This window comes from Nocardioides sp. LMS-CY (assembly GCF_018732145.1).
In the GTDB taxonomy this organism is placed as follows: Bacteria; Actinomycetota; Actinomycetes; order Propionibacteriales; family Nocardioidaceae; genus Nocardioides; species Nocardioides soli.
Map to the genome: position 1 here is coordinate 2,545,825 of NZ_CP076104.1, position 26,700 is coordinate 2,572,524.

At 71.6% G+C, this 26,700-nt stretch carries 27 protein-coding genes; 22 read left to right on the forward strand and 5 right to left on the reverse strand.

Going from position 1 to position 26,700, the window contains the following annotated elements; genetic code table 11:
* Positions 1 to 30: 30 nt before the first annotated feature.
* A complete protein-coding gene (locus KM427_RS12270) occupies positions 31 to 693 on the reverse strand; it encodes an ion channel (RefSeq protein ID WP_252275320.1) in 663 nt (220 codons plus the stop codon).
* Complete coding sequence (locus KM427_RS12275; protein ID WP_183594933.1) at positions 690 to 1,238, reverse strand: DUF1707 SHOCT-like domain-containing protein; 549 nt, start codon at positions 1,236 to 1,238, stop codon at positions 690 to 692. The genes KM427_RS12270 and KM427_RS12275 overlap by 4 nt, the downstream gene beginning before the upstream one ends.
* Before the next feature lie 261 nt (positions 1,239 to 1,499).
* Between KM427_RS12275 and KM427_RS12280 the strand changes: the two genes are divergently transcribed.
* The 16 genes from KM427_RS12280 (at position 1,500) to KM427_RS12355 (ending at position 15,776) form a co-directional block, all read left to right on the forward strand.
* Positions 1,500 to 1,829 carry a GIY-YIG nuclease family protein gene (locus tag KM427_RS12280; protein WP_215527355.1) on the forward strand — a complete coding sequence of 110 codons (330 nt, stop codon included), beginning with the start codon at positions 1,500 to 1,502 and terminating at the stop codon, positions 1,827 to 1,829.
* A 278-nt stretch (positions 1,830 to 2,107) separates the two neighbouring features.
* Complete coding sequence (locus KM427_RS12285; RefSeq protein WP_252275322.1) at positions 2,108 to 2,881, forward strand: MlaE family ABC transporter permease; 774 nt, start codon at positions 2,108 to 2,110, stop codon at positions 2,879 to 2,881.
* Positions 2,882 to 2,884: 3 nt separating this feature from the next.
* On the forward strand, positions 2,885 to 3,724 hold the full coding sequence (locus KM427_RS12290; RefSeq protein WP_183594935.1) for an MlaE family ABC transporter permease: 840 nt from the start codon (positions 2,885 to 2,887) through the stop codon (positions 3,722 to 3,724).
* 10 nt (positions 3,725 to 3,734) lie between these two features.
* On the forward strand, positions 3,735 to 5,060 hold the full coding sequence (locus tag KM427_RS12295; RefSeq protein ID WP_215527356.1) for an MCE family protein: 1,326 nt from the start codon (positions 3,735 to 3,737) through the stop codon (positions 5,058 to 5,060).
* On the forward strand, positions 5,060 to 6,148 hold the full coding sequence (locus tag KM427_RS12300) for an MCE family protein (RefSeq protein ID WP_215527357.1): 1,089 nt from the start codon (positions 5,060 to 5,062) through the stop codon (positions 6,146 to 6,148). Before KM427_RS12295 ends, KM427_RS12300 begins: the two co-directional genes overlap by 1 nt.
* Positions 6,145 to 7,140, forward strand: coding sequence for an MCE family protein (locus KM427_RS12305; RefSeq protein ID WP_252275324.1), 996 nt, complete (start codon positions 6,145 to 6,147; stop codon positions 7,138 to 7,140). Before KM427_RS12300 ends, KM427_RS12305 begins: the two co-directional genes overlap by 4 nt.
* Before the next feature lies 1 nt (position 7,141).
* Positions 7,142 to 8,326: an MCE family protein gene (locus KM427_RS12310; protein ID WP_215527358.1), complete on the forward strand. Its 1,185-nt coding sequence runs from the start codon at positions 7,142 to 7,144 to the stop codon at positions 8,324 to 8,326.
* Positions 8,323 to 9,750, forward strand: coding sequence for an MCE family protein (locus KM427_RS12315; protein WP_252275326.1), 1,428 nt, complete (start codon positions 8,323 to 8,325; stop codon positions 9,748 to 9,750). Before KM427_RS12310 ends, KM427_RS12315 begins: the two co-directional genes overlap by 4 nt.
* The gene (locus KM427_RS12320; RefSeq protein WP_215527359.1) at positions 9,747 to 11,012 is read left to right on the forward strand and encodes an MlaD family protein; all 1,266 of its coding nucleotides are present in this window, start codon (positions 9,747 to 9,749) and stop codon (positions 11,010 to 11,012) included. The genes KM427_RS12315 and KM427_RS12320 overlap by 4 nt, the downstream gene beginning before the upstream one ends.
* Positions 11,009 to 11,521, forward strand: a complete 513-nt coding sequence (locus tag KM427_RS12325; protein WP_183594940.1) for an Rv1363c family protein — start codon at positions 11,009 to 11,011, stop codon at positions 11,519 to 11,521. Before KM427_RS12320 ends, KM427_RS12325 begins: the two co-directional genes overlap by 4 nt.
* Positions 11,518 to 12,351, forward strand: a complete 834-nt coding sequence (locus KM427_RS12330) for a hypothetical protein (RefSeq protein WP_215527360.1) — start codon at positions 11,518 to 11,520, stop codon at positions 12,349 to 12,351. Before KM427_RS12325 ends, KM427_RS12330 begins: the two co-directional genes overlap by 4 nt.
* Before the next feature lie 96 nt (positions 12,352 to 12,447).
* Complete coding sequence (locus KM427_RS12335) at positions 12,448 to 13,419, forward strand: NAD(P)/FAD-dependent oxidoreductase (RefSeq protein WP_183594942.1); 972 nt, start codon at positions 12,448 to 12,450, stop codon at positions 13,417 to 13,419.
* A 4-nt stretch (positions 13,420 to 13,423) separates the two neighbouring features.
* Positions 13,424 to 13,615, forward strand: a complete 192-nt coding sequence (locus tag KM427_RS12340; protein ID WP_183594943.1) for a ferredoxin — start codon at positions 13,424 to 13,426, stop codon at positions 13,613 to 13,615.
* Positions 13,616 to 13,619: 4 nt separating this feature from the next.
* Positions 13,620 to 14,519 carry a 3-oxoacyl-ACP reductase gene (locus KM427_RS12345; RefSeq protein WP_183594944.1) on the forward strand — a complete coding sequence of 300 codons (900 nt, stop codon included), beginning with the start codon at positions 13,620 to 13,622 and terminating at the stop codon, positions 14,517 to 14,519.
* On the forward strand, positions 14,519 to 15,274 hold the full coding sequence (locus tag KM427_RS12350; RefSeq protein ID WP_215527361.1) for a glucose 1-dehydrogenase: 756 nt from the start codon (positions 14,519 to 14,521) through the stop codon (positions 15,272 to 15,274). The genes KM427_RS12345 and KM427_RS12350 overlap by 1 nt, the downstream gene beginning before the upstream one ends.
* A 4-nt stretch (positions 15,275 to 15,278) precedes the next feature.
* A complete protein-coding gene (locus tag KM427_RS12355) occupies positions 15,279 to 15,776 on the forward strand; it encodes a pyridoxamine 5'-phosphate oxidase family protein (RefSeq protein ID WP_215527362.1) in 498 nt (165 codons plus the stop codon).
* 191 nt (positions 15,777 to 15,967) lie between these two features.
* Here the strand turns inward: KM427_RS12355 and helR are convergent, their stop codons facing one another.
* Positions 15,968 to 18,160 (reverse strand): RNA polymerase recycling motor ATPase HelR, encoded by a 2,193-nt coding sequence (helR, locus tag KM427_RS12360; protein WP_215527363.1) that lies wholly within the window; start codon positions 18,158 to 18,160, stop codon positions 15,968 to 15,970.
* A 488-nt stretch (positions 18,161 to 18,648) separates the two neighbouring features.
* On the opposite strand from helR, the gene KM427_RS12365 reads away from it, so the two are divergent.
* The 3 genes from KM427_RS12365 (at position 18,649) to KM427_RS12375 (ending at position 21,854) form a co-directional block, all read left to right on the forward strand.
* Positions 18,649 to 19,833, forward strand: coding sequence for a hypothetical protein (locus KM427_RS12365; protein WP_215527364.1), 1,185 nt, complete (start codon positions 18,649 to 18,651; stop codon positions 19,831 to 19,833).
* A gap of 93 nt (positions 19,834 to 19,926) precedes the next feature.
* Entirely contained in the window at positions 19,927 to 20,544 is a 618-nt protein-coding gene (locus KM427_RS12370; protein ID WP_215527365.1) for an RNA polymerase sigma factor, read from the forward strand.
* Positions 20,541 to 21,854 carry a peptidase associated/transthyretin-like domain-containing protein gene (locus KM427_RS12375; protein WP_215527366.1) on the forward strand — a complete coding sequence of 438 codons (1,314 nt, stop codon included), beginning with the start codon at positions 20,541 to 20,543 and terminating at the stop codon, positions 21,852 to 21,854. Before KM427_RS12370 ends, KM427_RS12375 begins: the two co-directional genes overlap by 4 nt.
* Positions 21,855 to 21,881: 27 nt before the next feature.
* Here KM427_RS12375 and KM427_RS12380 read toward each other — a convergent pair whose 3' ends face one another.
* On the reverse strand, positions 21,882 to 22,487 hold the full coding sequence (locus tag KM427_RS12380; RefSeq protein ID WP_215527367.1) for a TetR family transcriptional regulator: 606 nt from the start codon (positions 22,485 to 22,487) through the stop codon (positions 21,882 to 21,884).
* Positions 22,488 to 22,754: 267 nt separating this feature from the next.
* On the opposite strand from KM427_RS12380, the gene KM427_RS12385 reads away from it, so the two are divergent.
* From KM427_RS12385 to KM427_RS12395, 3 genes are read left to right on the forward strand one after another with little or no spacing between them, the layout of a single operon-like run.
* Complete coding sequence (locus KM427_RS12385) at positions 22,755 to 24,005, forward strand: glycosyltransferase family 4 protein (RefSeq protein ID WP_215527368.1); 1,251 nt, start codon at positions 22,755 to 22,757, stop codon at positions 24,003 to 24,005.
* Positions 23,992 to 24,741 carry a class I SAM-dependent methyltransferase gene (locus tag KM427_RS12390; protein ID WP_215527369.1) on the forward strand — a complete coding sequence of 250 codons (750 nt, stop codon included), beginning with the start codon at positions 23,992 to 23,994 and terminating at the stop codon, positions 24,739 to 24,741. Before KM427_RS12385 ends, KM427_RS12390 begins: the two co-directional genes overlap by 14 nt.
* Complete coding sequence (locus KM427_RS12395; protein ID WP_215527370.1) at positions 24,738 to 25,874, forward strand: glycoside hydrolase family 15 protein; 1,137 nt, start codon at positions 24,738 to 24,740, stop codon at positions 25,872 to 25,874. The genes KM427_RS12390 and KM427_RS12395 overlap by 4 nt, the downstream gene beginning before the upstream one ends.
* On the opposite strand, the gene KM427_RS12400 is transcribed toward KM427_RS12395, so the two are convergent.
* Positions 25,833 to 26,477: a class I SAM-dependent methyltransferase gene (locus KM427_RS12400; RefSeq protein WP_252275328.1), complete on the reverse strand. Its 645-nt coding sequence runs from the start codon at positions 26,475 to 26,477 to the stop codon at positions 25,833 to 25,835. The genes KM427_RS12395 and KM427_RS12400 overlap by 42 nt on opposite strands.
* Positions 26,478 to 26,700: the final 223 nt, after the last annotated feature.

Sequence of the window (26,700 nt, forward strand, 5' to 3'; positions counted from 1 at the left end):
GGATCCGACGCCAGGTCGCGTGCTCAGAGCTCAGGGCCGCTGGCGGAGCACGGCGAGGCTGACCAACCGGGCGACCACGAGCGCGACGTAGAAGACGCCGGCGACCATCTCGACCATCACGAAGGACCGGGCGTGCGCCTGCACCGGCACCACGTCGGAGAGGCCGACGCTGGTGAGCGAGCTGAAGGAGAGGAAGAGCAGCTCGAACCAGCTGCGCGTGTCACCGCTGCCGGCACCGATGAACGAGCCCGGCCAGATCGCCTGGCACGCGGCGTACAGGTAGGCGAATCCCCAGGCCACGACGGTGAACGCCGCGCCCGTCGCGAACAGCTCGTCGCGGGTGACCCGGTCGTCGTGGAAGAGGTACCGGAGCATCGCGTAGGAGATGTAGAAGTAGAACGGCACGTGGAAGATCGCCGAGACCAGCACGACCACGTCGTGGTCGGGCTGCACGGCCTCCGCGATCGTCATCAGCATCGCCGGGGCGCCGAAGAGCACCGCGATCCAGGTGAGCGCGGGGGTCGGACGGACGGCGGCGAGCGCGGCCAGCACGATGCCGAGCTGCACCACGCCGACCACGGCGCGGCCCCCGGCGGTGGAGTCCAGGAACGGGTAGGCGAGCACCGCGACGAGCTGGGCCGCGAGCAGGACGGCCGAGGGATGGGTGCGCACCGTCTCCCAGCGCAGGATCACCGGCCCCAGCTCTTCCGGCGCAGGTCCTTGTCGCGCTTGCGCTCCAGTCGGCGGATCTCGCCGTCGACGATCTCCTGGCGGGTGGTCGCGGTGCGGATCAGGTGCAGCAGGCTGAAGACGATCACGAAGACCGGCCAGAAGAAGTACGGGTTGAAGCCGCCGTCGCGGAAGCTGGTCGCGAGCCAGATGCCGGTGGTGAGGGTGCTCGCCCCGACGAACGAGAACACCGCCTCGCGCCGCTTCGAGCGCCAGTGCTGGTGGGCCAGCTGCTCCAGGTCGCTCCGCGACGTGCCGACCAGGCTGCCGCCGGGCACCGGCTTCGCCGGCACCAGGTCGCGGAGCAGCGGGTCGATGTCGCCCAGGGTCCGCACCGTCCGCGCGGCGTCGCTGCGCTCGTCGAACTCGTCACGGTCGAGCCGGCCGTCGGCGTAGGCCTCGGAGAGGACCTGCAGCAGGATCGACCGGTCCTGATCGGAGGCGCGCAGTGCCTGGTACTGCCGATCGCGCGGGTCGCGGGTGAACGACGACCACACCTCCCTGTCCACGCGGCCATCGTAGGAGAGTGGTGGTTTCGAGGCTCAGGCCTGGCGGCCTTCGCACCTCAACCACCGTGGAACCGGGCTCGTAGGAGGGTGGTGGTTTCGAGGCTCAGGCCTGGCGGCCTTCGCACCTCAACCACCGGGCAACGGTGGTTGAGGTGCGAGGCGCGCCAGCGCCGAGCCTCGAAACCACCCGACTGGCCACCGTCGTCCACAGGCGAGCGACCGCCTGTTGCCCGGGGCACGGCTCCGGCCGAGGCTGGCGGGGTGCCGTACACCTACATCGTCCGCTGCGCCGACGACACCTACTACGTCGGCAGCACCTGGGACGTCGAGGCTCGGGTGTGGCAGCACAACAGCCCCGACCTGGGGGCGACGTACACCCGGAGCCGGCGGCCCGTGACCCTCGTCTGGTCGTGCTGGTTCGACTCGATCGAGCAGGCCTTCGCGTACGAGAAGCGGGTCCAGGGGTGGAGCCGGAGGAAGCGAGAGGCGCTGATCCGGGGCGAGTACGACGCCCTGCCGGATCTGTCGCGGCGGGCGGCCGTGCAGCGGCGGGCCGCCGAGCGTGACGGTGGTTTCCAGGCTCAGGCGTAGAACGCCTTCGCACCTCAACCACCGTATGGGCGCGGCGGGTTTCGAGGCTCAGGCGTAGAACGCCTTCGCACCTCAACCGCCGTAGTCCCGGTGGTTGAGGTGCGAGGCGCGCCAGCGCCGAGCCTCGAAACCACCGACCGCCACCGGGGTGCGTCACCTCCGGGGAGGAGCGTCGTTGACGGGGAGAACGGGTTCTAGCTGGGAGCGCTCGACCCGTTGCGCGAAATGAGAACACGTTCTAATCTGCATGCGGTCTAGACCAGTTGGGGAGGTGAAGCGTGGCGTTCTCCGCTGCGTCGGTGGTCCATGGTCCCGGTGAGATCGCGGTGATGGTCATCGAGGTGACCAGGCGGATCTTCACCAGGCCGTTCCAGCTTCGTGAGTTCGTGGAGCAGGCGTGGTTCATCACGAGCGTCACGCTGGTGCCGACGATCCTGGTCTCGATCCCGTTCGGCGCGGTGATCTCGCTGCAGGTCGGCAACCTGACGGGGCAGCTGGGCGCGCAGTCGTTCGCCGGCGCCACGGCCGTGCTGGCCGTGGTCCGCGAGGCGGCGCCGATCGCGGCCGCGCTGATCATCGCCGGCGCGGCCGGCTCGGCGATCTGCTCCGACATGGGCGCCCGCAAGATCCGCGAGGAGATCGACGCCATGGAGGTGCTCGGCGTCGATCCGCTGGAGCGGCTGATCGCGCCCCGTGTCGTCGCCACCATGTTCGTCGCGGTGATGATCAACGGCATCGTGATCGGCGCCGGCATCGGCGGCGGCTACTTCTTCACGGTGATCGTGCAGGGCGGCTCCGCGGGCGCCTTCCTGTCGTCGTTCACGGCACTGGCCAGCATCAACGACCTCTACATCTCGATGGTCAAGGCGCTGGTCTTCGGCTGGCTGGCCGCGATCGTCGGCGCCTACAAGGGGCTCAACGCCGGCGGCGGCCCCAGCGGCGTCGGCCGCGCGGTCAACGAGTCGGTGATCGTCGCGTTCATGCTGCTGTTCTTCCTCAACGCCGTGATCACCGCGATCTACTTCCAAGTCGTCCCACCCCCGGGGTTGTAGGCCATGGCGAGCATCGGTGCGCTGGGCGGCTCCTTCGTCAAGGGAGGCCGCGACTCCCTCGAGCAGTACGGCGACCAGCTGCTGTTCTACGTCAAGGCGCTCGCCTGGGTGCCGCGGGCGGTGCGGCGCTACCCCCGCGAGATCGTGAACACGCTCGCCGAGGTGACCTTCGGTGCCGGCGGGCTCACGCTGATCGCCGGCACCGTCGGCGTGATCGCGTTCCTGGCGTTCTTCGCCGGCACCGAGGTCGGCATCCAGGGGTACGCGTCACTGAGCCAGATCGGCGTCGCGAAGTTCAGCGCCTTCATCTCGGCGTACTTCAACACCCGCGAGGTCGCGCCGCTGGTCTCGGCGATCGCGCTGGCCGCGACCGTCGGCTGCGGCTACACCGCCCGGCTCGGCGCGATGCGGATCTCGGAGGAGATCGACGCGCTCGAGGTGATGGGCATCCCGTCGCTGCCGTTCCTGGTCACCACCCGCATGGTGGCGGCGTTCGTTGCGGTGATCCCGCTCTACATCGTGGCGCTCTGCGCGTCGTACCTCTCGCCACGACTGATCACCACGATCATCTACGGCCAGTCGCCGGGCACCTACGACCACTACTTCCTGCAGTTCCTGCCGCCGATCGACATGGTCTGGTCGTTCGTGAAGCTGCTCTTCCTGGCGACCGCGGTCATCCTGATCCACTGCTACTACGGCTACACCGCCTCGGGTGGCCCGGCGGGCGTCGGCACCGCCGTGGGCCGGGCGATCCGCACCAGCATCGTGACGATCGTCGTCGCCGACTTCTTCCTCAGCTTCGCGATCTGGGGCTCGACCACCACCGTGCGGATCACGGGATAGGCGGCCACCGATGCTCGTGAACATCCACCACGACAGCCGGCGCGAGCACGCCCGGCTGCTGGTCGCCGGGGTCGCCTTCCTGACCGCGATCGCGCTGCTGATCGGGCTCTCGATCGCCATCTACAACAAGGCCTTCGACAAGGTCACCACGGTCACGATCCAGGCCGACCGGGCCGGACTCCAGCTCGCCAGGTTCGGCGACGTCCGGCTCCACGGCGCACTGGTCGGCCAGGTCCGCGCCATCGACCAGGACGGCAGCCAGGCGGTGATCACGGTCGCCCTGGAGCCCGACGAGGCCAGACAGATCCCCGAGAACGTCGGCGTCGAGATCCTGCCGACGACGCTCTTCGGCCAGAAGTTCGTCTCGCTGGTGCTGCCCGACCGGCCCTCGGAGGTGCCGCTCGCCGACGGCGCCGTGATCCCCGCCGACCGGGTCGAGACGAACGTCGAGCTGAGCCGGATCCTCGCCGACCTCTTCCCGCTGCTGCGGTCGGTGCGCCCCGCCGACCTCAACGCCACCCTGAACGCGCTGGCGACGGCGCTCGGCGGCCGCGGCGAGCAGCTCGGCGAGACCATGGATGGGCTCGACGGCTACCTCGGCGAGATCGGCGACCACCTACCGACGCTGCGCCGCGACCTGGTCAAGCTCGCCGCCGTCGCCGACACCTACGACCTCGCCGCGCCCGACCTGCTCGCCGCGCTCGGCAACGTCACGACCACGAGCCGGACGATCGTCGAGAGCCGGAAGCAGCTCGGCACCTTCTTCGCGGACCTGGGCGGCGTCGCCGACACCACCACCGGGATCCTCCGCGACAACGGGGCCAACCTGATCCGGCTCGGCCAGGTCACCGAGCCGATGCTGCGGCTGCTCGCGGCCTACTCCCCGGAGTTCCCGTGCCTGATCAAGGGCGCCGCGAAGTACGCACCCCGGCTGGCCCGGACCTTCGAGGGCAACCAGGTCAAGCAGTACCTCGAGATCGGCACCCCGCAGTACCGCGCCTACGACGAGCGCGACCGCCCGACGTACGGCGAGGTCGGCCACGGGCCCTGGTGCCTCGGCCTGCCGAACCCGGAGGTGCCGGCGCCCCCGATCGCCCTCGACCAGGGCAGCGACATGGACGAGCACCCGCCCACGGCCCTGCTGCCCGACCTGCTGAACCTGAACGGGGCCGCGCTCAACCGGGTCGGCGCCGACTACTCCGGCAGTGCGGGGGAGCAGCAGATCGTCAACGGGCTGCTCGCCCAGCGCACCGGGCGCCCGGCTGACGAGTTCGGCTCGTTGGGGTCGCTGCTGTACGGACCGGTGGTCCGCCAGGCTGACGGTGGTGAGCGCTGATGTCGCGCAACTCGACCACCATCGCCGCCGGCATCAAGCTCGGCATCTTCACCGTCGTCTCGCTCCTGGTGACCGGCCTGCTGGCCGCGATCATGGGCAACGTCGGCTTCGGTGCCGGTACGACGTACCACGCGGTCTTCAGCACGGCGTCGATGCTCGAGAAGGGCGACGACGTGCGCGTCGCCGGCGTGAGCGTCGGGGAGGTCAAGAAGGTCGAGCATCACGACCGCAGCCAGGCGCTGGTGACCTTCCGGGTCAAGGCCGACGTGCCGCTGACCACGTCGTCACGGGCGGAGATCCGGTTCCTGAACCTGGTCGGCGACCGCTACCTCGCGCTCGAGGAGGGCAGCGACCGGAGCGCGCGTCCGCTCGAGCCCGGCGGCACGCTCCCGATCGCGCAGACCCGGCCGGCGCTCGACCTGACCACGCTCTTCAACGGCTTCCAGCCGCTCTTCCAGGCGCTGAACCCGCAGCAGGTCAACGACCTGAGCCTCAACCTCGTGCAGGTGCTGCAGGGCGAGGGCGGCACCGTGCAGGGCCTGCTTCGGAAGACCGCCTCGCTCACCAACACGCTCGCCGACCGCGACCGGCTGATCGGCCGGGTCGTCGACAATCTCGGCCAGACCCTGACGACCATCGACGGCCGGCACCGCCAGCTCAACGACCTCGTCATCGGCCTCAAGGGCTGGATGACCGACCTGGCCCGCGACCGCTCGACGATCGGGTCGTCGCTGGAGAGCATCTCCGACCTGACGGTGGTCGTGGCCGACCTGCTCCGGCAGGGCCGCCCGCTGATCAAGTCGGACGTCGCCAAGCTGCGCCGGCTGGCCCATCTGCTGAACCGGAAGGAGTCCCGGGCCCAGGTCGTCGAGATGCTCGACCGGCTCCCCGAGTCGATGAGCGACCAGACCCGCACCGGCACCTACGGCAGTTGGTACAACTACTACGTCTGCGGCTTCAGCGGGCGCATCACGCTGCCGGCCGGCCTCGGCGACCTCCCGGGCCTCAAGCTGCTGATCAAGGAGCTCAACCACCTCGACTTCCGGTCCACCGCACCCCGCTGCAACGGGGCGGAGGCGACGGAGTGAGCACCTCGCGCAAGTACAGCGAGGCCCGGGTACTGCGGCTGGGCGCCGTGACGCTGCTCGCGATGGCGCTGATCCTGGTCGCGGCGTTCAACCTGGGCCGATTCCCGGGCTTCAGCGGCGGCACCTACCGCGCGGAGTTCACCGACGCCAGCGGCCTGCACCGAGGCAACATGGTGCAGGTCGGCGGCATCCGGGTCGGCCGGGTCCAGGACGTCGCGCTCGAGGACAGCAACACGGTCGTGGTCACCTTCGACGTCGACGACGGCGTGGCGTTCGGCACCGAGAGCCGCGCGTCGGTCGAGGTGCTCAACCTGCTCGGCGAGAAGTACCTCGACCTGCAGCCGGCCGGACCGGGACAGCTCGGCGAGGACGACGTGATCCCGGCCGACCGCACGGAGTCGGCGTACGACATCGTCGGCGTGTTCGGCGACCTGACCACGACGACGGAGCGGATCGACACCGAGCGGCTCGCGAAGGCGCTCGACGTCGTGGCCGACACGACCAACCAGGCGGCGCCCGAGATCGAGTCGAGCCTGCGCGGCATCGCCCGCCTGTCGCGCTCGGTCGCCGGGCGCGACCAGCAGATCCAGGCGCTGCTCGAGGGCGCGCAGGGCGTCAGCAGAGTGCTCGCGAAGCGCAGCGACGACCTGGTGTCGCTGATGCGCAACAGCGACCTGGTCTTCCAGGAGGTGCAGCAGCGCAAGGAGGCCGTGCACCTGCTGCTCGTCAACGCCCGCGACCTGGCCCGCCAGCTGAAGGGCGTCGCCGCCGACAACCGCGCCCAGATCGGGCCCGCGCTCCAGGAGGTCGACGACCTGCTCTCGCTGCTCAACGCCAAGGAGAAGGAGCTCAAGGCGACGCTCAACGCCCTCGGCCCGTACGTCGACATCCTCAGCAACATCATCGGCACCGGCCCGTGGTTCGACGCCTACGCGTCCAACCTGCTCGCGATCCCGACCGGCGAGTTCGTCCCGACCAGGCTGGAGGACTGACATGGCCGTGCTGCCCGACCGGCTCAACACCTTCGCCGGCCGCGTGCTCGCCGGGGTGCTGACCCTCGTGCTCGTCTCCGGCATCTACTTCTTCGCGGTCGACGACGACACCGAGACCAAGACCGTCACCGCCCACTTCCCGCGCGCGGTCAGCATCTACCGCGGCAGCGACGTGCGGATCCTGGGCGTCAACGTCGGCCGGGTGACCGCGGTCGTGCCGGAGGGCAACTCGGTGCGGGTCGACCTGGAGTACGACGCGGCGTACGACGTGCCCGCCGACGCCAAGGCCGCCATCGTCACCCCCACGCTGGTCGCCGACCGTTTCGTGCAGCTCACCCCGGCGTACCAGCAGGGCGACGAGCCGATGGCCGACGGGGCCGACATCCCGCTGGCCGAGACCGCCGTGCCCGTCGAGCTCGATCGGATCTACGCGAGCCTGCGCGACCTCTCCGAGGCGCTCGGCCCCAACGGCGTCAACCGCGACGGCACGCTCGACCACGTCCTGCGGGCCGGGGCGAAGGCACTCGACGGCAAGGGCGAGCTCGGCAACGAGATGCTCCGGGAGCTCTCGGCGGCCGCCGAGACGTTCGGCGACGGGAGCGGCCCGCTCTTCGAGACCGTCTCGCAGCTCGCCGCGGTGACCACGACGCTCGCCGAGAACGACCGGTTCGTGCGGGCCTTCGTCAAGGACCTGGCGGGCGTCTCCGCGCAGCTCGCGGGGGAGCGCACCGAGATCGGCCAGGCGCTGGCGGCGGTCGCCGACGCGGTCGGCACCGTGAAGGGCTTCGTGAAGGACAACCGCGAGGCGCTGGTGACCGACATCGAGAAGCTCACCCGCGTGATGCAGACGATCAACTCCGAGAAGTCCAGCCTCGACACCGCGCTGCGGATCGCGCCGACCGCGATCGGCAACCTGGGCCTGGCGTTCAACGACCAGACCGGCACGATCGGCTCGCGCATCGGCATCAGCGGCAACGTCTGGGACGCCGACGGGTTCCTCTGCGCGCTCGTCCAGAACGCCAGCATCCAGCGCAACCTCGCCGACCTCGCCTGCGGCCTGTTCAAGAGCCTGCTGGAGCCGGTCGAGGACCAGGTGCCGACGATCCCGCCGGCCAGGCCGCAGGGAGCCCAGCGCTCGCCGTCGGTACCCGGCGGCCTCGGGGCCCTGATGGGAGGCCGCTCGTGACCCGGGCCCCGCGCACCATCACGCTCCTCATGGCCCTGGTGGCCCTCGCCGTGGTCGCGGGCGGCTGCAGGTTCGACGGTGCCTACGACCTGCCGCTGCCGGGCTCGCCGGTCGACGAGGACCACTCCTTCGAGGTCACGGCCGAGTTCGCCGACATCCTCAACGTCGTGCCGCGCTCGCCGGTGATGGTCGACGACGTCACGGTCGGCGAGGTGACCGACGTCGAGCGGGTCGGCTGGCACGCCCGGATCACGATGCGCGTCAAGGACGACGTCGAGCTGCCCGACAACGCGATCGCGGACATCCGCCAGGTCAGCCTGCTCGGGGAGAAGTACGTCGCGCTCGAGGCCCCGGCCGGGCAGCGGCCGACCGGGCGGCTCTCCGACGGCGACGCCATCCCGCTGGCCACCACCGGCCGCAACCCGGAGGTCGAGGAGGTGCTCGGCGCGCTGTCGTTCCTGCTCAGCGGCGGTGGCGTCGCCCAGCTGGGCACCATCACCCACGAGCTCAACGAGGTGATGGACGGCCGCACCGGCCGGCTGCGGCACCTGCTCGGATCGCTCGAGAGCGTGGTCGGCGCGATCGACGACCAGAAGGAGGACATCATCCGGGCGATGGAGTCGATCGCGCACCTGACGGCCACCTTGAACCGGGAGAAGAAGACGATCACCGACGCACTCGACGCCACCGGACCGGCGGTCGAGGTGCTCGCCGCCCAGCACGACGAGCTGATCTCGATGCTCTCCTCGCTCGACGAGCTGGGCCGGGTCGGCACCCGCGTGATCGGCGCCAGCAAGGACGACCTGCTCGCCTCGCTCGACCACCTGCAGCCGGTGCTCGCGCGGCTGCACGAGGCGGGCGACTCGCTCGCCCCCGGCCTGAACCTGCTGGTGAGCTTCCCCTTCCCCAAGGAGGCCGGCGACATCGTCAGGGGCGACTACGCGAACACCTCGATCCGCGCCGACATCAACCTCGAGAACGTCATCCCCAACGGCAGACCGGGCGGAGGTCTTCCGCCGGTCCTGCCCGACGTCGGCGAGGTGCTGCCGAAGGTGCAGCAGTGTCTCGAGAGCGGCGACCTGCGCGGCGACGCCTGCCTCGCCGTGCTCGACCAGCTGCGGCTCTTCAAGAACCTCCTCGCGGAGTGCGCGAAGAAGCAGTACGACGCCAACCCGGTCTGCGCCGTCGTCAACGCGCTGCCCAGTGGGAGCGGCGCCGGACCCGAGGTACCGGGGCTGCTGGAGGATCTCCTCGACCTGCTGAGCCCGCCCGGAGGCACCGGCTCCGGCGACACACCGGCACCCACCGACCCGGGCGACGGGCTCGGTGGCCTCCTCGACGGCCTCGTCGGCGGCCTGGTCGGCGGTGCCACCCCGCGCCAGGCACCGCCGAGCCCGTCTGCCCTCTACGGCGGTCCGTCATGACCGGTCTGCGGATCCGGATCGGCGCGTTCCTGGTGCTCAGCGCCGTCGGCATCGTCTACATCGCCGGCTCCTACCTCGGGCTGGTCGACCGGCTCCTGGGCCGCGGCCTGACCGTGCACGCCACGCTGCCCGCCTCGGGCGGCCTCTTCGAGGGCAGCGAGGTCACCTACCGCGGTGTGAAGATCGGCAAGGTCACCCGGATGGACGCCACCGCCGAGGGTGTCACGCTCGACCTCGCGCTCCAGGACGACACGAAGCTGCCGAAGGACGCCCCGATGTACGTCCACAACCTCTCGGCGGTCGGCGAGCAGTACCTCGACTTCGAACCGGCCGACGACCGCGCACCGTACGCCGCGTCCGGTGACACCCTCACCGGCACCGCCGAGTCGCTGCCGGTCGACGAGGCCGACCTGCTCGTCGAGCTCGACCAGTTCGTGGGCTCGGTCGACAAGGAGGGCCTGCGCACGGTGGTCCGCGAGCTCGGCACCATGTTCGACGACACCGGCCGGCCGCTGCAGCGGCTGCTCGACAGCGGCAGCGAGTTCGTGCGCGAGGCGGCCGCGCACACCGACGAGACGATCCGGCTGCTCGACCGGGGCGAGCGCGTGCTCGACACCCAGCAGGGCCAGCGGGAGAACATCCGCTCGCTCGCGCGCGACCTGCGCTCCCTGACCGACACCCTGGCCGCGAGCGACGGCGACCTGCGCACCGTGCTCGACGGCACGCCGGGCACGGCACGCGAGCTCGACGCCATGCTCGACGACCTCGGGCCGACCCTCCCGGTGCTGCTCGGCAGCGCGGTCAGCGTCAACCAGGTCGTCGTCTCCCACCTCGACGGGCTCGAACAACTGCTGGTGACCTACCCGCGGACGATCGCCACCGGCTTCACCGGCACCCCCGGCGACGGCTACGGCCACGTCAACCTGCAGCTCGACTACAGCCAGCCGCCGTGCACCAACGGCTATCGGCCGCGTGGCGACTGGCGGCCACCCACGGACCTGTCCGACGGCCCGATCTTCCCGGCCCGGTGCGCCGACGGCCCGCCGTTCGCCATGCGCGGCTCCAACTACGCGCCCGGGTCGCCCGGCAACCCGTCGCCAGGGCGGCTCTACCGCACGGCGTACGACCCGGGCACGGGCATCGTCGAGGGTGCCGTCGACAAGCGAGGTCGGCCCGTACGATTCCTCGATCAGGGCAACCTGTCGATCCTGGGAGAGGACGCATGGAAGTGGCTCCTGGTGGGACCGGTGGTGAGCAGATGAGGCGGCCGGGGCGGCGCGGCCTCAACGTCGCGCTCGGCGCGCTCGCGGTGGTGCTCGCGGCCGCGTGCGTCTTCGGTGCGGTGCTGGTGACCCAGGAGCGCTCGGACAGGCGGCACGCCGAGGCGGAGCAGGAGCGGTACGGCGATGTGCTCGCCGCCGCGCGCCAGGAGGTCGAGGCGTTCGTCAACATCGACTACCGCAAGGCCCAGGAGAGCGTCGACGCCGTGGCCGCGGGTGCGACCGGCGAGTTCGCCGAGCAGTACGACTCCAGCGCCCAGGAGGTGCTCAAGATCCTGACCCGTGCGAAGTCGGTGATGGACGGGAAGGTGCTCTGGGCCGGCGTCGTCGACACCGACCACGACAGCGCCTCGGTCATCGTGGCCACCACCGGCACGGTCGCCAACGCCTCGACCGACAACAAGCCGGTGGCCCGGCAGTTCCGGCTCAAGGTCGACCTGGTGCTCGAGGACGGCGACTGGCTCACCAACAACGTCGAGTTCGTCCAATGAGCACGCCCCGCCGAGGAGGCTCCCGCCCGTCCGTGGGCCGTCCCCGCAAGCTCGCCGGCCGCCGCTCCGGCGCGGAGGAGCCGGTGGTTGAGGTGCGAGGCGCGCCGGCGCCGAGCGTCGAAACCTCCGGCGGTGACGGCGGTGACGGCGGTGACGGCGGCGCGGGGGGTGGTTTCGAGACAGGCGCCAGCGCGCCTTCCTCAACCACCGAGGGCCCGGTGGTTGAGGTGCGAGGCGCGCCGGCGGAGGAGCCGGTGGTTGAGGTGCGAGGCGCGCCAGCGCCGAGCCTCGAAACCTCCCCTGACGCGGAGGGCGGTGGCCGCCGGCGTACGACGTGGATCCTGGTGGCCGTCGTGGTGGTGCTGGCGGCGATCGGCGTCGGGGAGATCGTCTATCTCAACCGCGATCCCGAGCCGACCGTGTCGGCCGCGCGGCCGGTCGTGACCGGCGAGCTCACCCACCGCTCCGCGGTCGAGGCCGCGGCGCGCGCGACCGAGCAGATCCTCTCGACCTCCTACCAGGACTACGACGCGCAGGTCGAGAAGGCCACCGAGCAGATGACCGACACCTTCGCGGAGGAGTACCGCACGACCGCCGACGGCATCAAGGAGCAGTTCGTCGAGCAGCGGACCGAGCTGCAGGTCAAGGCGGTCGCCCAGGGCGTCGTGCAGGCCTCGCCGCGGCAGGTGCAGGCGCTGCTCTTCCTCAACCAGTACGTCGAGAAGGTCCAGGACGGCGCGCCGGCCACGGCGTACGCGCAGTACCGCGCGCTGGTCACCGTGGTGCGCACCGGCCACGGCTGGCTGGTGTCGGACATCGAAACCAAGTAGAGTCGGGAAAAATTAGAACGTGTTATAGTTGAGTCGTTCACCCGAGTGGAGAAGGATCGCGGCGTGCCTTCGTCATCAGTCAATCCTTCGTCAGCGGTGAACACGGTCGAGTCCGACCTCGTCGTGATCGGTGCCGGTCCGACCGGCCTGTTCGCCACCTACTACGCAGGCTTCCGCGGCATGAGTGTCGCCGTGGTCGACTCCCTGCCCGAGCTCGGCGGTCAGATCACCGCCATGTACCCCGAGAAGCAGATCCTCGACGTCGCGGGCTTCCCGTCCGTGAAGGGCCGCGAGCTGGTCGAGGGCCTGGTCGAGCAGGCCGGCACCGCGGAGCCGCGCTACCTGCTCGAGCGCACCGCCTCGACGCTCGTCGAGGACGAGGACGGCGTCACCGTCGGCCTCGACGACGGCACCCAGGTGCGGGCCAAGGCGGTGCTGATCACCGCCGGCATCGGCAAGTTCAGCCCCCGGCCGCTGCCGGCCGGTGAGGGCTGGCTGGGCCGGGGCCTGGAGTTCTTCGTGCCGAGCTTCCAGCCGTACGCCGGGAAGGACGTGGTCATCGTCGGCGGCGGCGACAGCGCGTTCGACTGGGCGCTGCACCTGGAGCCGGTCGCGCAGTCCGTGACGCTCGTGCACCGGCGCGACGCGTTCCGGGCCCACGCGCGCACGGTCGAGGCGGTGCGGGCGTCCCGGGTCGAGATCGTCACCAAGGCCGAGGTGTCCGCGATCCGCGGCAACGGCACCGTCGAGTCCGTCGACATCCTCGTCGAGGGCGAGACCACCACCCGCCCGGCGCAGGCGATCGTCGCCGCGCTCGGCTTCGTCGCCGACCTCGGGCCGATCCAGCAGTGGGGCATCGAGGTCAAGAAGCGGCACGTGGTCGTCGACTCCTCGATGCGCACCAACCTGTCGCGGGTCTTCGCCGCCGGAGACATCACCGAGTACCCCGGCAAGGTGCGCCTGATCGCCGTCGGCTTCGGCGAGGCGGCGACGGCGATCAACAACGCGGCCGTCGTGCTCGACCCGAGCGCGCACGTGTTCCCGGGCCATTCGAGTGAAGGGGGCTGAACCCATGAAGATCAAGGTCGACTTCGACCTCTGCGAGTCCAACGGGCTGTGCGAGGCGATGGCGCCCGATGTCTTCGAGCTGGACGACGACGACTATCTCCAGCTCAAGACCGAGGAGACCACACCCGAGAACATCGAAGCGGTCAAGCGCGCCGCGGCAGCCTGCCCGCGCGCGGCGATCTCGCTGGAGGAGTGAGCACGTGTCCGAAGCATCTCTCGACGGTCGGGTCGCGATCGTCACCGGCGCCGGGGCCGGCCTCGGTCGCGCGGAGGCGCTCGCCCTCGCCGACGCCGGGGCCCGGGTCGTGCTCAACGACCTGCCCGGCGGCGCGGACGGTACGGCGGAGGAGATCCGCTCCCGCGGTGGCGCGGCCAGCATCGTGGCCGGCGACGTGGGGGAGCGGGCCACCGCCGACGCGCTGCTCGCGGCGGCCGTCGAGGGCTTCGGACGGCTCGACGTGGTGGTCAACAACGCCGGCGTCACCCGCGACCGGATGCTCTTCAACATGAGCGACGAGGAGTGGGACCAGGTGATCCACATCCACCTGCGCGGCCACTTCCTGCTCTCGCGCAACGCGGCCGCCCACTGGCGGGCGCTGGCGAAGCAGACCGGTGGTCCGGTCGGCGCCAGCATCGTGAACACCGCGTCCGAGGCGTTCCTCTCGGGGCCTCCCGGTCAGGCCAACTACGGCGCGGCGAAGGCCGGCATCGCCGCGCTGACGGTCTCCACGGCGCGGGCGATGGCGAGCTCCGGCGTACGCGCGAACGCGATCTGCCCCCGGGCCCGCACCGCGATGACCGCCGACGTCTTCGGTGCGGACACCTCGGGCGAGGAGGTCGACCCCTACTCGCCCGAGCACGTCGCCCCGCTGGTCGCCTACCTCGCCTCCGACGCGGCCGCCCGGATCACCGGGCAGGTCTTCGTCGTGTACGGCGGCATGGTCGCGCTGGTCGGTGCGCCGGTGGTCGAGGAGCGCTTCGACAAGTCCGGCTCGCTCTGGACCGCCGACGACCTCGACAAGCAGCTGGGCGGCTACTTCAGTGACCGGGACCCCTCCGTCGGCTTCGCGGCCGACTCGATCATGAAGCTGACCGTCTGATGGCGCGCTTGGAGGGCAAGGTTGCGATCGTCACCGGCGGCGCGCAGGGCCAGGGTGCCGCGATCGCGCGGGCGTTCGTGGCCGAGGGCGCCAAGGTCGTCATCGCCGACGTCGCCAAGGAGGCCGGACAGGCGCTGGCCGACGAGCTGGGCGAGCTGGCCCACTTCGCCGAGCACGACGTCAGCGACCAGGCCTCCTGGGAGCGGGTCGTCGACGACATCGGCGTGCGCTTCGGCCCGGTCAGCGTGCTCGCCAACAACGCCGGCATCCTGCGCTTCGGCGACATCGAGCGGATGCCCGCCGAGGAGGTCGAGCTGCTCTGGCGGGTCAACCAGCTCGGCTGCTTCCTCGGCATGCAGACGGTCAGCCGGGTGATGTGCCGCGAGGGCCGCGGCTCGATCATCAACGCCTCCTCGGTCGAGGGCCTGGCCGGCATGGCCGGCTGCACGGCGTACGCCGCGACCAAGTGGGCGATCCGGGGCATGACCAAGTGCGCCGCGATGGAGCTCGGCCCGAAGGGGGTCCGGGTCAACTCCGTGCACCCCGGCATGATCGACACGCCGATGACCCGCGTGCACGGGGGCGACGTCGCGATGGAGTTCGGTGCCTCGAAGGTGCCGCTGCGCCGGGTCGGGTACCCCGAGGACATCGCACCGCTCTACGTCTACCTCGCGAGCGACGAGTCGGCGTACGTCAACGGTGCCGAGATCTCCATCGACGGCGGCGTCACGGCGACCCACGCCTTCGGTGGCTGACCACATGGCCAACCAGCGCGCCCAGGTCGTGATGAGCCACGACGAGCAGGTCGAGTTCCTGCACCAGCAGCGGTCCTCGACCCTGGGCACCTTCGGCCCGCAGGGGCAGATCCACCTGGTCGGCATGTGGTACGCCGTGATGGACGACCACATCTGGTTCGAGACCAAGCGGAAGGCGCAGAAGACGCTCAACCTGCGCCGCGACCCGCGCTGCTCGTTCCTCGTCGAGGCCGGGCACACCTACGACCAGCTCCGCGGCGTCGCGATCGAGGGGCGCGGCGTGGTGATCGAGGACGAGGCCGTCGTCTGGGACGTCTGCGTCAACATCTTCGAGCGCTACCACGGCCCCTACTCCGAGGAGATGCGGCCGTTCGTGCAGTTCATGGCCCACAACCGCGCCGCGATCCGCCTCGACCCCGACCGGGTGCGGACGTGGGACCACCGCAAGCTCGGCCTCCCCGCCATGGACCTGGGTGGCACCACGGGGGCGTACGTCGGGTAGCCGGCCGGGGTCCGGAGCCGTCGGGACCGTGGGGCGGTGAGCCAGCAACCCTTTCGCCGCGACAGTCGGTTGCCTGCTCACCGCCGGGTGCGGGTGAGTTCCGCTGGCGGTGAGCCAGCAACCTCTCCCACGTCGCAGTTGGTTGCCTGCTCATCGCCGACCCGTCGACCCGCCGACCCGCCGACCCGCCGTCAGTCGCTGGTCAGCACCACCAGCTGCTGGGTCGCCCGGGTCATCGCGACGTAGCGGTCGACGGCGCCCTCGATGCCCGTGCCGAAGGAGTCGGGGTCGACGAGCACGACGAGGTCGAACTCCAGGCCCTTCGCCAGTTCGGGGGTCAACGAGCGCACCCGGTCGGTGCCGGCGTACGCCGCCTGGAACGACGGGGTGCCGATCACGCAGCCGGTGCCGTCGGGGTGCTCCGCCGCCCAGGACGCGACGATCGAGTCCAGGCCGGCGGCCGACCCGTGGACGACGGGTCGGCCGTTGCTGCGGATCGACGTCGGCACGTTCGCGTCGGGGATGGCGACCCGGATGACCGGCTCCGCCTCGGCCATCACCTCCTCGGGCGTGCGGTAGTTGATCGTCAGCGATGCGTGCCGGACCTGACCGACGCCGATGCGCTCGAGCCGCTGCTGCCACGACTCCGCGAACCCGTGCCGCGCCTGGGCGCGGTCGCCGACGATGGTGAGGCTGCGCGACGGGCAGCGAAGCAGCAGCATCTGCCACTCGGCGTCGGTCAACTCCTGCGCCTCGTCCACCACGACGTGCGCGAACGGACCCGCCAGCAGGTCCGGGTCGGCGACCGGCGCGACGCTCTCGTCGACGAGAGCGCCCTGGAGGTCCTCGACGCGCAGCATCGACATCACCTTCATCTCGGAGTCGTCGTCGGCGATCAGGTGGTCGACGACGTGCGACATCTCCTCGGCCTGGGCGGCGAGCGCGGCCTCGCGCCGGCGGCGGCGCCGTGACGCCTCGGGGTCGCCGAGGCGCAGCCGGGCGGCGTCGAGCAGCGGCAGGTCCGACCGGGTCCAGGCATGGGGGTCGGTGCGCTGCAGGAGCCGGACCTCCTCGGCGCTCAGCCACGGTGCGCAGCGACGCAGGTACGCCGGCACCGACCACAGGTCGCCGACCAGGTCGTGGGGGTCGACCAGGGTCCAGGCCCGATCGAAGGCGTCGACCAGCGCCCCGTTGCGCAGCAGCGCGCGCCGGAGCTGGTCCTCGGGGACGTCGGCATCGGAGTCGACCTTGTCGAGCAGGATGGCGACGAGCGCCTCCCAGATGTCGTCGCGGGCCTCGTTGTGCGGGGTGCCGGGGTCGACCGCGGCGAACGCCTCGGCCCAGTCGTCGGCGCTGAGCCACAGGTCCACCCAGGGCGTCTCGACCTCTATGCCCTCGGTCGGCGCCTCCTCGTAGAGCCGGACCGCGGGTTCGATCGCGTGCACGATGTCGGCCGTCGACTTCAGCCGGGCGACCTCCGGATCGACCTCGTCGGGTGCGGACCCGCCCTCGGGCACAAGGTCGCGCACCGTGCAGGTCTGCACACCCTCCTCGCCGAGGCTCGGCAGCACGTCGGCGACGTACGCCAGGTAGGGCCGGTGCGGACCGACGAAGAGCACACCGCCGCGGCGCCCGCCCAGGCGCGGGTCGGCGTACAGCAGGTACGCCGCGCGGTGCAGCGCGACGACCGTCTTGCCGGTGCCCGGTCCACCGTCGACGACCAGCGCGCCGCGCGAGCCGGCGCGGATGATCGCGTCCTGGTCGGCCTGGATCGTGCTCAGCACGTCGCGCATCCGCGGCGACCGGCTGCTGCCGAGGCTCGCGATGAACGCGGAGTCGTCGTCGAGCGCGACCTTGCCGCGCCGCGCGTCCTCCAGCGCCTCGGCGGTGAAGACCTCGTCCCAGTAGTCGGTGACCCGTCCGCCGGTCCAGCGGTAGCGGCGCCGGCTGGCCAGGCCCATCGGCTCGGCGTGGGTGGCCGCGAAGAACGGCTCCGCCGCGGGGGAGCGCCAGTCGACGAGGAGCCGCCGACCGGAGCGGTCGGTGAGGCCCAGGCGTCCGATGTAGACCGCCTCGCCGCCGGTGCCGTCGGGCTTGCCGGAGGTGACGAGGCGGCCCAGGCAGAGGTCCAGGCTGAAGCGACGCAGGGTACGCAGCCGGGCGGTCAGCCGGTGCACCTCCTGGTCGCGGTCGAGCGCCTCCTGGTAGGCGCGTCCGGGTGCCTTCCGGGTGGTGTCGAGCCGTTCGTCGAGGTCCGCGATGGAGTGCTCGAGGCTCTCCGCGATGGCGGCGAAGTGCCGCTCGTCGTCGGCGATCAGGGCCGGGTCGGCCTTGACTGCGAGATGTTCGGGCAGCGCGAACGCGCTGCTCGTCAGAGGGGTCACGTGGTGTCAGCTCCCGTGGGGTGCGAGCGGCCGGAGCGGAGATTCTGCGGCACACCGGGGGCCTTGCCGCAAGACCCCCGGTCGGCTATACCTTGGTAGTGGCGGGAGAGCTTCGGCTCCCCGCCGGTTCTCATTTCGGGCGCAGCGCGGCTGCCGGCTCGCGGTCGGGCTCGTGGTTTGATAGTCCGTCACGTTTCGGCTGTCGTTCCCCGTGATCGGCCAGCCATTCGTGACGGACTATCCACGGACGCTCACCGGGCGGTGGGTGTTCCACCGGGACGACGTACCTCCCCCTCCCGGCCCCAGCGAACACCAGCCCACCCCAGATGACCCGGGTCGGTGGTTTCGAAGCGTCTCAGGCGCCAGCGCGCCTTCGCACCTCAACCACCGCGGCGGTGCTGCGGGTGTAACGGAATCGGGGTCGCCGACGCTTTGGGTGGTGAGACGCGCTGGACGAGACCACCCGAGGAGGCAGCACCATGGCACCCATGGCCCGCACCCGTGCCTCGTCGTCCTCGTCCGCCGCCACCGTCTCCCGCGGGCTGAGGCATGCGCTCGTCGCCATGACGCTGGTCGCGACCTCGCTCGTCGGGCTCGGGGCTGTCGGTGTCGCGTCCGGTGCGTCGGCGGGGGCGTCGACAACCGCATCGGTCGCGGCGCCGGCCGCCACCTCGATCTCGATCCGCACGGTGCTGCCCTCGATCACGGTGGGCAGGACCGGCACCGTCGTGGGCAACCTCCGGGTCGCGGGCCTGCCCGCCGAGGGGCGCGAGGTCGCCCTCGAGGCGCGGGCGAAGGGGGAGCAGGTCTTCACCCCGATCGGTGCCGCGGTCGCGGGCGTCCGGGGCAACCTGCGCCTGGACGTGCGTCCCGAGGTGACCACCCGCTACCGGTGGAGCTACGCCGGGGCGGACGACGCCCAGCCGCGGGTCAGCGGCGTCGCGACCCTGCGGGTGCACACCGCGCAGCAGCCGGCGCGGCGGCTGCCGACCACGCTCTCGGCGCGTGCGGTCCGCGGGGTGGTGCCGGCCGGCGGTCGCGGCGTGCTCCGCGGCACGCTCCGCGCGGGCGAGACCGTGGTCGCCGGGAAGTCCGTGGTGCTGCTGTCGCGCACCGCGACGCAGCGGAGCTGGCAGTTCCGCACCGGCCACCGCACCGGACGCCAGGGCCGGGTCGCCTTCCGGGTGTGGCCGAAGGTGCGTACGACGTACCGGCTCGCGTACGCCGGCTCCGCGACCTTCCGCCCCACGACCAGCGCGATCGTCGAGGTCGACGTCCGGCCGACGGTGACGATCGTCGTCGAGCCTCCGGAGATCGAGCGGGGGGAGAGCACGCTGGTCGCGGGGACCGTCGTCCACGGCGAGAGCCCAGTCGCGGGTGCCACCGTCGCGCTGGCCGCGCGGACCCTCCAGCCCAAGACGCCGTGGACGGTCGTGAGCACCGGCACCAGCACCGCCGACGGCACGGTCACCTTCACGGTCACCCCGGAGAGCACGACCCGCTACCGGTTGCGGGTCGCCCCGGTGGCCGGGCTCCCCGGCGGGCGCAGCCGCGCCGTCGAGGTCCACGTCCGGGCACCGGGCACCGACTACCGTCGGTCGTACGCCGGGACGGGCCCTGCCTCGCGCAGCGGAGTCAGCGCGGCTCCCATGAGAGCGGGGCCGATCCGATGAGGCCTCCCGGTGACACCCTTAGGAGCTGAGCTGGACGCGACCAACGATCGGCGCCTGCCACGTCGACCCGGGACGTCACCGTCCCGGGCCGACGTGCGCGCGCCGGTGGTCGAGCTCGACGACTTCCGTGACCACGACGAGCCGATGACCGAGCTGGAGCTCGCGCTGGTCGCGGCCCGAGCGGGGGACGAGGCCGGGTTCGCGACCCTGTGGCGCGACCTGCATCCGCGGCTGCTCCGCTACCTGCGGGTGCGCGGCGACGAGGGCGCCGAGGACCTCGCCGCGGAGACCTGGATGCACGTGGTCAAGGGGCTGGCGGCGTTCGAGGGCGGACTGGCCGACTTCCGCGCCTGGCTGTTCACGATCGCCCGGCACCGGGCCATCGACCAGGGCCGGGCCCGTTCCCGGGGCCTGAGCGTGGTGCCGGTGGCCGACCCGGCCGAGGCCGCAGCCCGGGAGGCGACGGCCCCCAGCGCCGAGGCCGACGCCGCGGAGAACCAGGCCACGGCCGCCGCGCTCCGCCTGGTCGCCACGCTGCCACCCGCGCAGGCCGAGATGGTGATGCTCCGGGTGGTGGCCGGACTCGACGTCGCCCATGTCGCGAGCCTGCTGGACAAGAGACCGGGCGCCGTACGCGTGGGCGTCCACCGAGCGCTGAAGACACTGTCCCGGACCGCCGGGCCCCGACCGGAAGGAGGCGAGGAGTCATGAACGGCGACGAGCACGACGAGGCGTCGCTGGAGCGTGCGCTCCGCGCCCCCGGTACACCGTCCGAGCTGTCCGAGGAGGAGCGGTACGTCGCGATGTTCCGCGCCGCCCGGGCCACCGACGCGGCGCCGACGCCGGCGCCGGGTGGGGCGCGTCGGGCCGCGATCCGCCGCCTCGGCGCCGGCTCGACGTTGGCCATCGTCTTCGCGGTGGCCAGTGCGGGGGTCGCCGCGGCGTACTCCAGCAGCCTGCCGGACCCCGTGCAGCGGGCCTTCCACTCGGTGCTGGCGCCGATCGGCGTCCCGCCGTCCGACTCGCAGCGTCAGGCGACCGCCCAGGAGGCCCGCACCACGCCGGAGCCGACCCCGCCGGACGCCTCGGCGGCACCGTCGCCGGCGTCGCCCACGACGTCGGCCTCCGCCGATCCGTCGACCGGGCCGTCGCCGTCGTCGTCCGAGTCGGCGTCGCCCACGACCGCGACCGACAGCGCGTCGCCGTCGACCGACCCCAGCGGGTCCGCGACCCCGACCGACTCGGCGTCGCCCACGGCGACGGATCCGGCGTCGCCCACGACCGACCCGACCGACCCGGTCCCCACCAGCCCGACCGGGGCGCCGACGACGTCGCCGAGCCCGACGACGACCCCGACCGCCCAGCCCAGTCAGCCCACGCCGACGGTCCCGCCCGTCGCACCGCCCGCCTCGGTCAGCATCGTCTCCGCGGGCGCTGGCCAGCGGGTCGCCCCCGGCGGCACGGCGGTGGTCGCCGGTCAGGTGCGGGCCGCCGACGGCACCCCCGTGGCCGGCATCTCGGTGGTGCTCCAGGCGCGTGGGAGCAGCGGCTGGCACCGGATCTCGGTCGCGCGCACCGCGGCCGACGGGTCGGTCTCGATGGCCACCGGCCCGCTGCAGCAGTCGACGTCGGTGCGACTACGCGCGGGCGGCGTGGCCAGCCCGGCCTGGCGCCTCGTCCTGCAGCCGACGCTGGTCGCCTCCGCCCAGACCCAGGGCGCCGTCACCAGCCTGAGCGTCAGCGCGACCGGTGGCCGCGCCGGCGACTCCGTCGTGCTCCTGGTCCGCCGCGACGGACTGCTCGTGCAGCAGGCGCGCGGCGTGCTCGACGCGGCCGGCACCGCCCGATTCGACGTGCCGACGCCGGCGCGACTGACCAGGTACGTCGTACGCCTGCCGGCCACGCCGACCCACGCGTTCGCGCAGACCAGGCTCGCGGTGACCCCGGGCACGACGCCGTCGCCGTCACCCTCCGCGTCGCCGTCGCCCTCCGGATCGGCCTCGGCGTCACCTTCGCCCTGAGCCCACGAGGCCCTGGGGTCGGGGAGGTCAGTCGCGCAGCAGCAGCCTGACCGCGACCTCGATCTGCTGACCGGTCTCGGCGGCCGACGTGCGGCCGGTGACCCAGCCGACGAGCGCGGAGAGCCACACGTCGCCGATCACCCTCGCGATCGCGACGTCCTCCTCGGTGAGCTCGTCGTGGCCCTCGGGGTACATCGCCCGGGTCAGCATCGAGGTCAGCAGCATGCCGACCTGGTGGATCTCGGCGGCCACCGAGGCGTCGGCGAACATGAACGCGCGGGTCAGCGCCTCGGTGAGCTGCGGGTCGCTCTGCATGCCGCGGGTGGTGCGCTTGAGCGCGGTGATCACCCGCTCGGCGGCGGTGTCGCCCTCGACCGGCCGCTCGCGCATCGCGGTCTCGGTGCGCTCGAACTCGCGCTGCAGGGCCGAGACCAGCAGGTGGATCTTGGAGGGGAAGTAGCGGTAGAGCGTGCCCAGGGCCACGTCGGCCCGTTCGGCGACCGCGCGCATCTGGACGGCGTCGAAGCCGCCCTGGGACGCGAGCTGGATCGTGGCGTCGAGGATGCGCTTGCGCCGGTCACGCTGCGCGGCCGAGCCGAGATCTTCCACAGCCAGCGAGTTGGCGGTGCTCACACGGGACCCCCGTAGGTGTTGTCTTGGTCGCCACCACTCGTCGGTGACGGAACTACGTGATCCACCGAGTCTAGTGACGCTCCCGGTCGTTCTCCGGCAGCGTCCCGCCGGGACCGACTCCGTGATGTCGCGACTAGGCTAACAATCCATGGTCTAAAATAGGAACACGTTCCACTTTGGTTGGCCCGGTGTCATCGCATCCGGCCCACGCGGAGCCCACGGAATACCCACGGAAGACCCACGGAGTCCCAGGGAGAGAGGGTGCGGATGCGAGTCGCATTGCTGTCCTATCGGAGCAAGCCGCACTGCGGTGGCCAGGGCATCTACATCCGGCACCTCAGCCGCGAGCTGACCAACCTCGGCCACACCGTCGAGGTCTTCTCCGGCCAGCCCTACCCCGAGCTCGACCCCGGTGTGACGCTGACGAAGCTGCCGAGCCTCGACCTCTACCGCGAGCCCGACCCGTTCCGGGTGCCGAAGCGCCAGGAGTTCCGCGACCGGATCGACGTCGAGGAGTTCCTCACCATGTGTGCGGCCGGCTTCCCCGAGCCGAAGACGTTCAGCCTCCGCGCCGTACGCGCCCTGAAGGACCGGGTCGACGACTTCGACATCGTCCACGACAACCAGGTGCTCGGCTACGGCATGCTCGAGATCGAGAAGCTCGGACTGCCGCTGATCACCACGCTGCACCACCCGATCAGCTACGACCGGCGCATCGACATCCGGGCGACCCGCAACCCCTGGCGCAAGCTCACGCTCACCCGCTGGTACGGCTTCGTGAAGATGCAGTCCCGGGTGGCCCGGCGGGCCCGCAGGATCCTGACCCCGTCGGAGACGTCGCGGCGCGACATCGCCCGCGACTTCGGCGTCGACCCGGCCCGGATGCAGGTGATCCTGCTCGGCGTCGACGACGTCTTCGTGCCGCCGACCAAGCCCCGCGTGCCCGGCCGGCTGATGGCGATGGCCAGCGCCGACGCGCCGATGAAGGGGATCGCCACGCTGCTGGAGGCGTTCGCGAAGCTGCGCACCGAGCGCGACGTCGAGCTGTTCCTGGTCACCAAGCCCAAGGCGGGCGGCCGCACCGAGCGCCTGATCGAGAAGCTCTCGATCGGCGACTCGGTGCGCTTCGTCCACGGCGTCAGCGACGCCGAGCTCGTCGAGCTGATGGGCTCGGCCGAGGTGGCCTGCGTGCCGTCGCTCTACGAGGGCTTCTCGCTGCCGACCGCGGAGCTGATGGCGTGCGGCACCCCGCTGGTGGTCTCCGACGCGGGCGCGATCCCCGAGGTGGTCGGCCCCGACGGGGTCTGTGCCGACCTGGTCACCCCGGGCGACGTGGGCGAGCTCGAGAAGGCCATCGGCGCGCTGCTCGACGACCCCGAGCGCCGGGAGCGGTACGGCGCCGCCGGCCGCCGCCGCGTCGAGGAGATGTTCAGCTGGCGCGCGGTCGCCCAGCAGGTCGCCGCGGCGTACGAGGACGTGATCGAGGACTACCGGAAGGACACCAGTGCTCACCGTTGACTTCGACCGGCTCGGGCTGCGCCCGGGCGAGCGGGTGCTCGACATGGGCGCCGGCGGTGGGCGCCATGCCTTCGAGATGTACCGGCGCGGGGCCGACGTGGTCGCCTTCGACATGGACGCCGACGAGCTGGCCGGCGTGCTGGACATCTTCGGGGCGATGAAGGAGCAGGGCGAGGTCCCGGAGGGAGCGAGCGCCGACATCAAGCAGGGCGACGCCCTCGAGCTGCCCTTCGCCGACGGCGAGTTCGACCGGATCATCGCCGCCGAGGTGCTCGAGCACATCCACGCCGACGTCGACGCGATCAAGGAGCTGGTGCGGGTCCTGCGCCCCGGCGGCACCTTGGCCATCTCGGTGCCGCGCTGGCTGCCCGAGGTCATCAACTGGAAGCTCTCGGACGACTACCACAACGCCCAGGGCGGCCACATCCGGATCTACACCGACCACGAGCTGATCGACAAGGTCACCAAGGCCGGGCGCTTCAACGACGGCACACCCGGCGACGCGATGATCTTCGAGGGCAAGGACTACGCCCACGGCCTGCACGCGCCGTACTGGTGGATCAAGTGCGCAGTCGGCGTCGAGAACGACGACCACCCGCTCGCGAAGGCGTACCACAAGCTGCTGGTCTGGGAGATCATGAAGCAGCCCAGGACCCTCCGGGTGGCCGGCAAGGTGCTCGACCCGCTCATCGGCAAGAGCATGGTGCTGTACTTCCGCAAGCCGGAGCCCGCATGAGCGGGCCCCTCGCCAGGCTCCCGTACGTCGAGGGTGTCGTCTCGGCCGAGCAGGTCGCGGCAACCGCGGCGTCGATCGTGGCGATGCAGGAGCCCTGGGGCGCGGTGCCGTGGACCGTCGGCGAGCACGTCGACATGTGGAACCACGTCGAGGCCGCGATGGCGATGCTCGTCGGGGGCGAGGTCGAGGCCGCGGAGCGCGCTTACGCCTGGATGCCGGCGCTCCAGCGCCCGGACGGGTCGTTCCCGATGAAGATCGTGAACGGCGTGCCCGAGGACGAGCGCGGCGACGTGAACATGACGGCGTACCTCGCGGTCGGCGTCTGGCACCACTGGCTGGTACGCCGCGACAGCGGGTTCGTGCGCCGCTACTGGCCGATCGTGCGGGCCGCGCTCGACTGGGTGGTCTCGCAGCAGGTCGCGTGGGGCGGCATCAACTGGACGCCGACCGAGGACTTCTGCCTGCTCACCGGCAACTCGAGCATCTACCACTCGCTGCGCGCCGGGGTCGCCCTCGCCGACCTGCTCGACGACCCCCAGCCCGAGTGGGAGCTGGCCGGCGGCCGGCTCGGCCACGCCGTGCGCGCGCACCGCGACCTGTTCGAGGACAAGTCGACCTACTCCATGGACTGGTACTACCCGGTGCTCGGCGGCGCGGTCCGCGGCCGGGCCGCCTTCGAGCTGCTCGACAGCCGCTGGGACGACTTCGTCGTGCCCGGCCTCGGGATCCGCTGCGTCGACACCAACCCGTGGGTGACCGGCGCGGAGACCTGCGAGCTCGCGATGGCGCTGGACCTCCTCGGCGACCACCGCCGCGCCCTGACCCTGCTGTGCGACATGCAGCACCTGCGCGAGGACGACGGCCGCTACTGGACCGGCTGGGTCTACGGCGACGCCGCCGCCGAGGCCGCGGCGGGGGAGCCGCGCAACGTGCACTGGCCGGTCGAGCACACGACGTACACCGCGGCGGCGATGATCCTCGCGGTCGACGCGCTCGGCGAGTCCAGCGGGCACAGCACGCCCGGCTCGGGGATCATGCGGGGCACCTCGCTGGCGCACTTCGCCGAGCTGGCGCTCGAGTGCGGCTGCCCCTCAGCCGACGCGGTCTCCAGCGTCCCCCGACACACGTCGTAGCACCCGCATCGAGCCGAGCGTCTCCACGTCGGCGAAGGCGCCGCTCTCGAGCGCGCGCAGGTAGACGTGGTACGGTGGCTGCCCGCCGTCCGCGGGGTCGGGGAACACGTCGTGGATGACCAGCAGTCCGTCCCGCATGATCCAGGGCGCCCAGCCGGAGTAGTCGTTCTGCGCGTGCACCTCGGCATGCCCGCCGTCGATGAACAGCAGCGACAGGGGCGTGCGCCAGTGCGCGCTGACGGTCGTGCTCCGGCCGATCACCGCCACGACCTGGTCCTCCAGGCCGGCGCGGGCGATCGTCCTGCGGAAGACCGGCAGCGTGTCCATCAGCCCGAACTCGTCGTCGACCAGCGTCGCGTCGTGGTGCTCCCAGCCGGCCTGGTTCTCCTCCGACCCGCGGTGATGGTCGACCGTGAAGACCGTCCCACCGATCTCGCGTGCCGCCGCCCCGAGATAGATCGCCGACTTGCCGCAGTACGTGCCCACCTCGAGCGCCGGCCCGTGGGGGAGCCGCTCCCGGGCGTACCGGTGCAGCAGCAGCCCCTCGTCCTCGGGCATGAAGCCCTTCGCGCCGAGGGCGTGGTCGATCCAGTCGGTGCTCACGGCGCCGACTCTAGTAGGATTGGAACACGTTCTAGATTTCGAGACGGTTGCTAGCGCAACCTCCTCAATCACCGGAACCGGGGCGGTTGCCAGTGCAATCTCCTTGGTCACCGGATGTCGGTGGTTGAGGAAGGCGCGCTAGCGCCTGTCTCGAAACCACGGAGCTGCGGGGCGGTTGCCAGCGCAACCTCCTCGATCACCGGACCTCGGTGGTTGAGGAAGG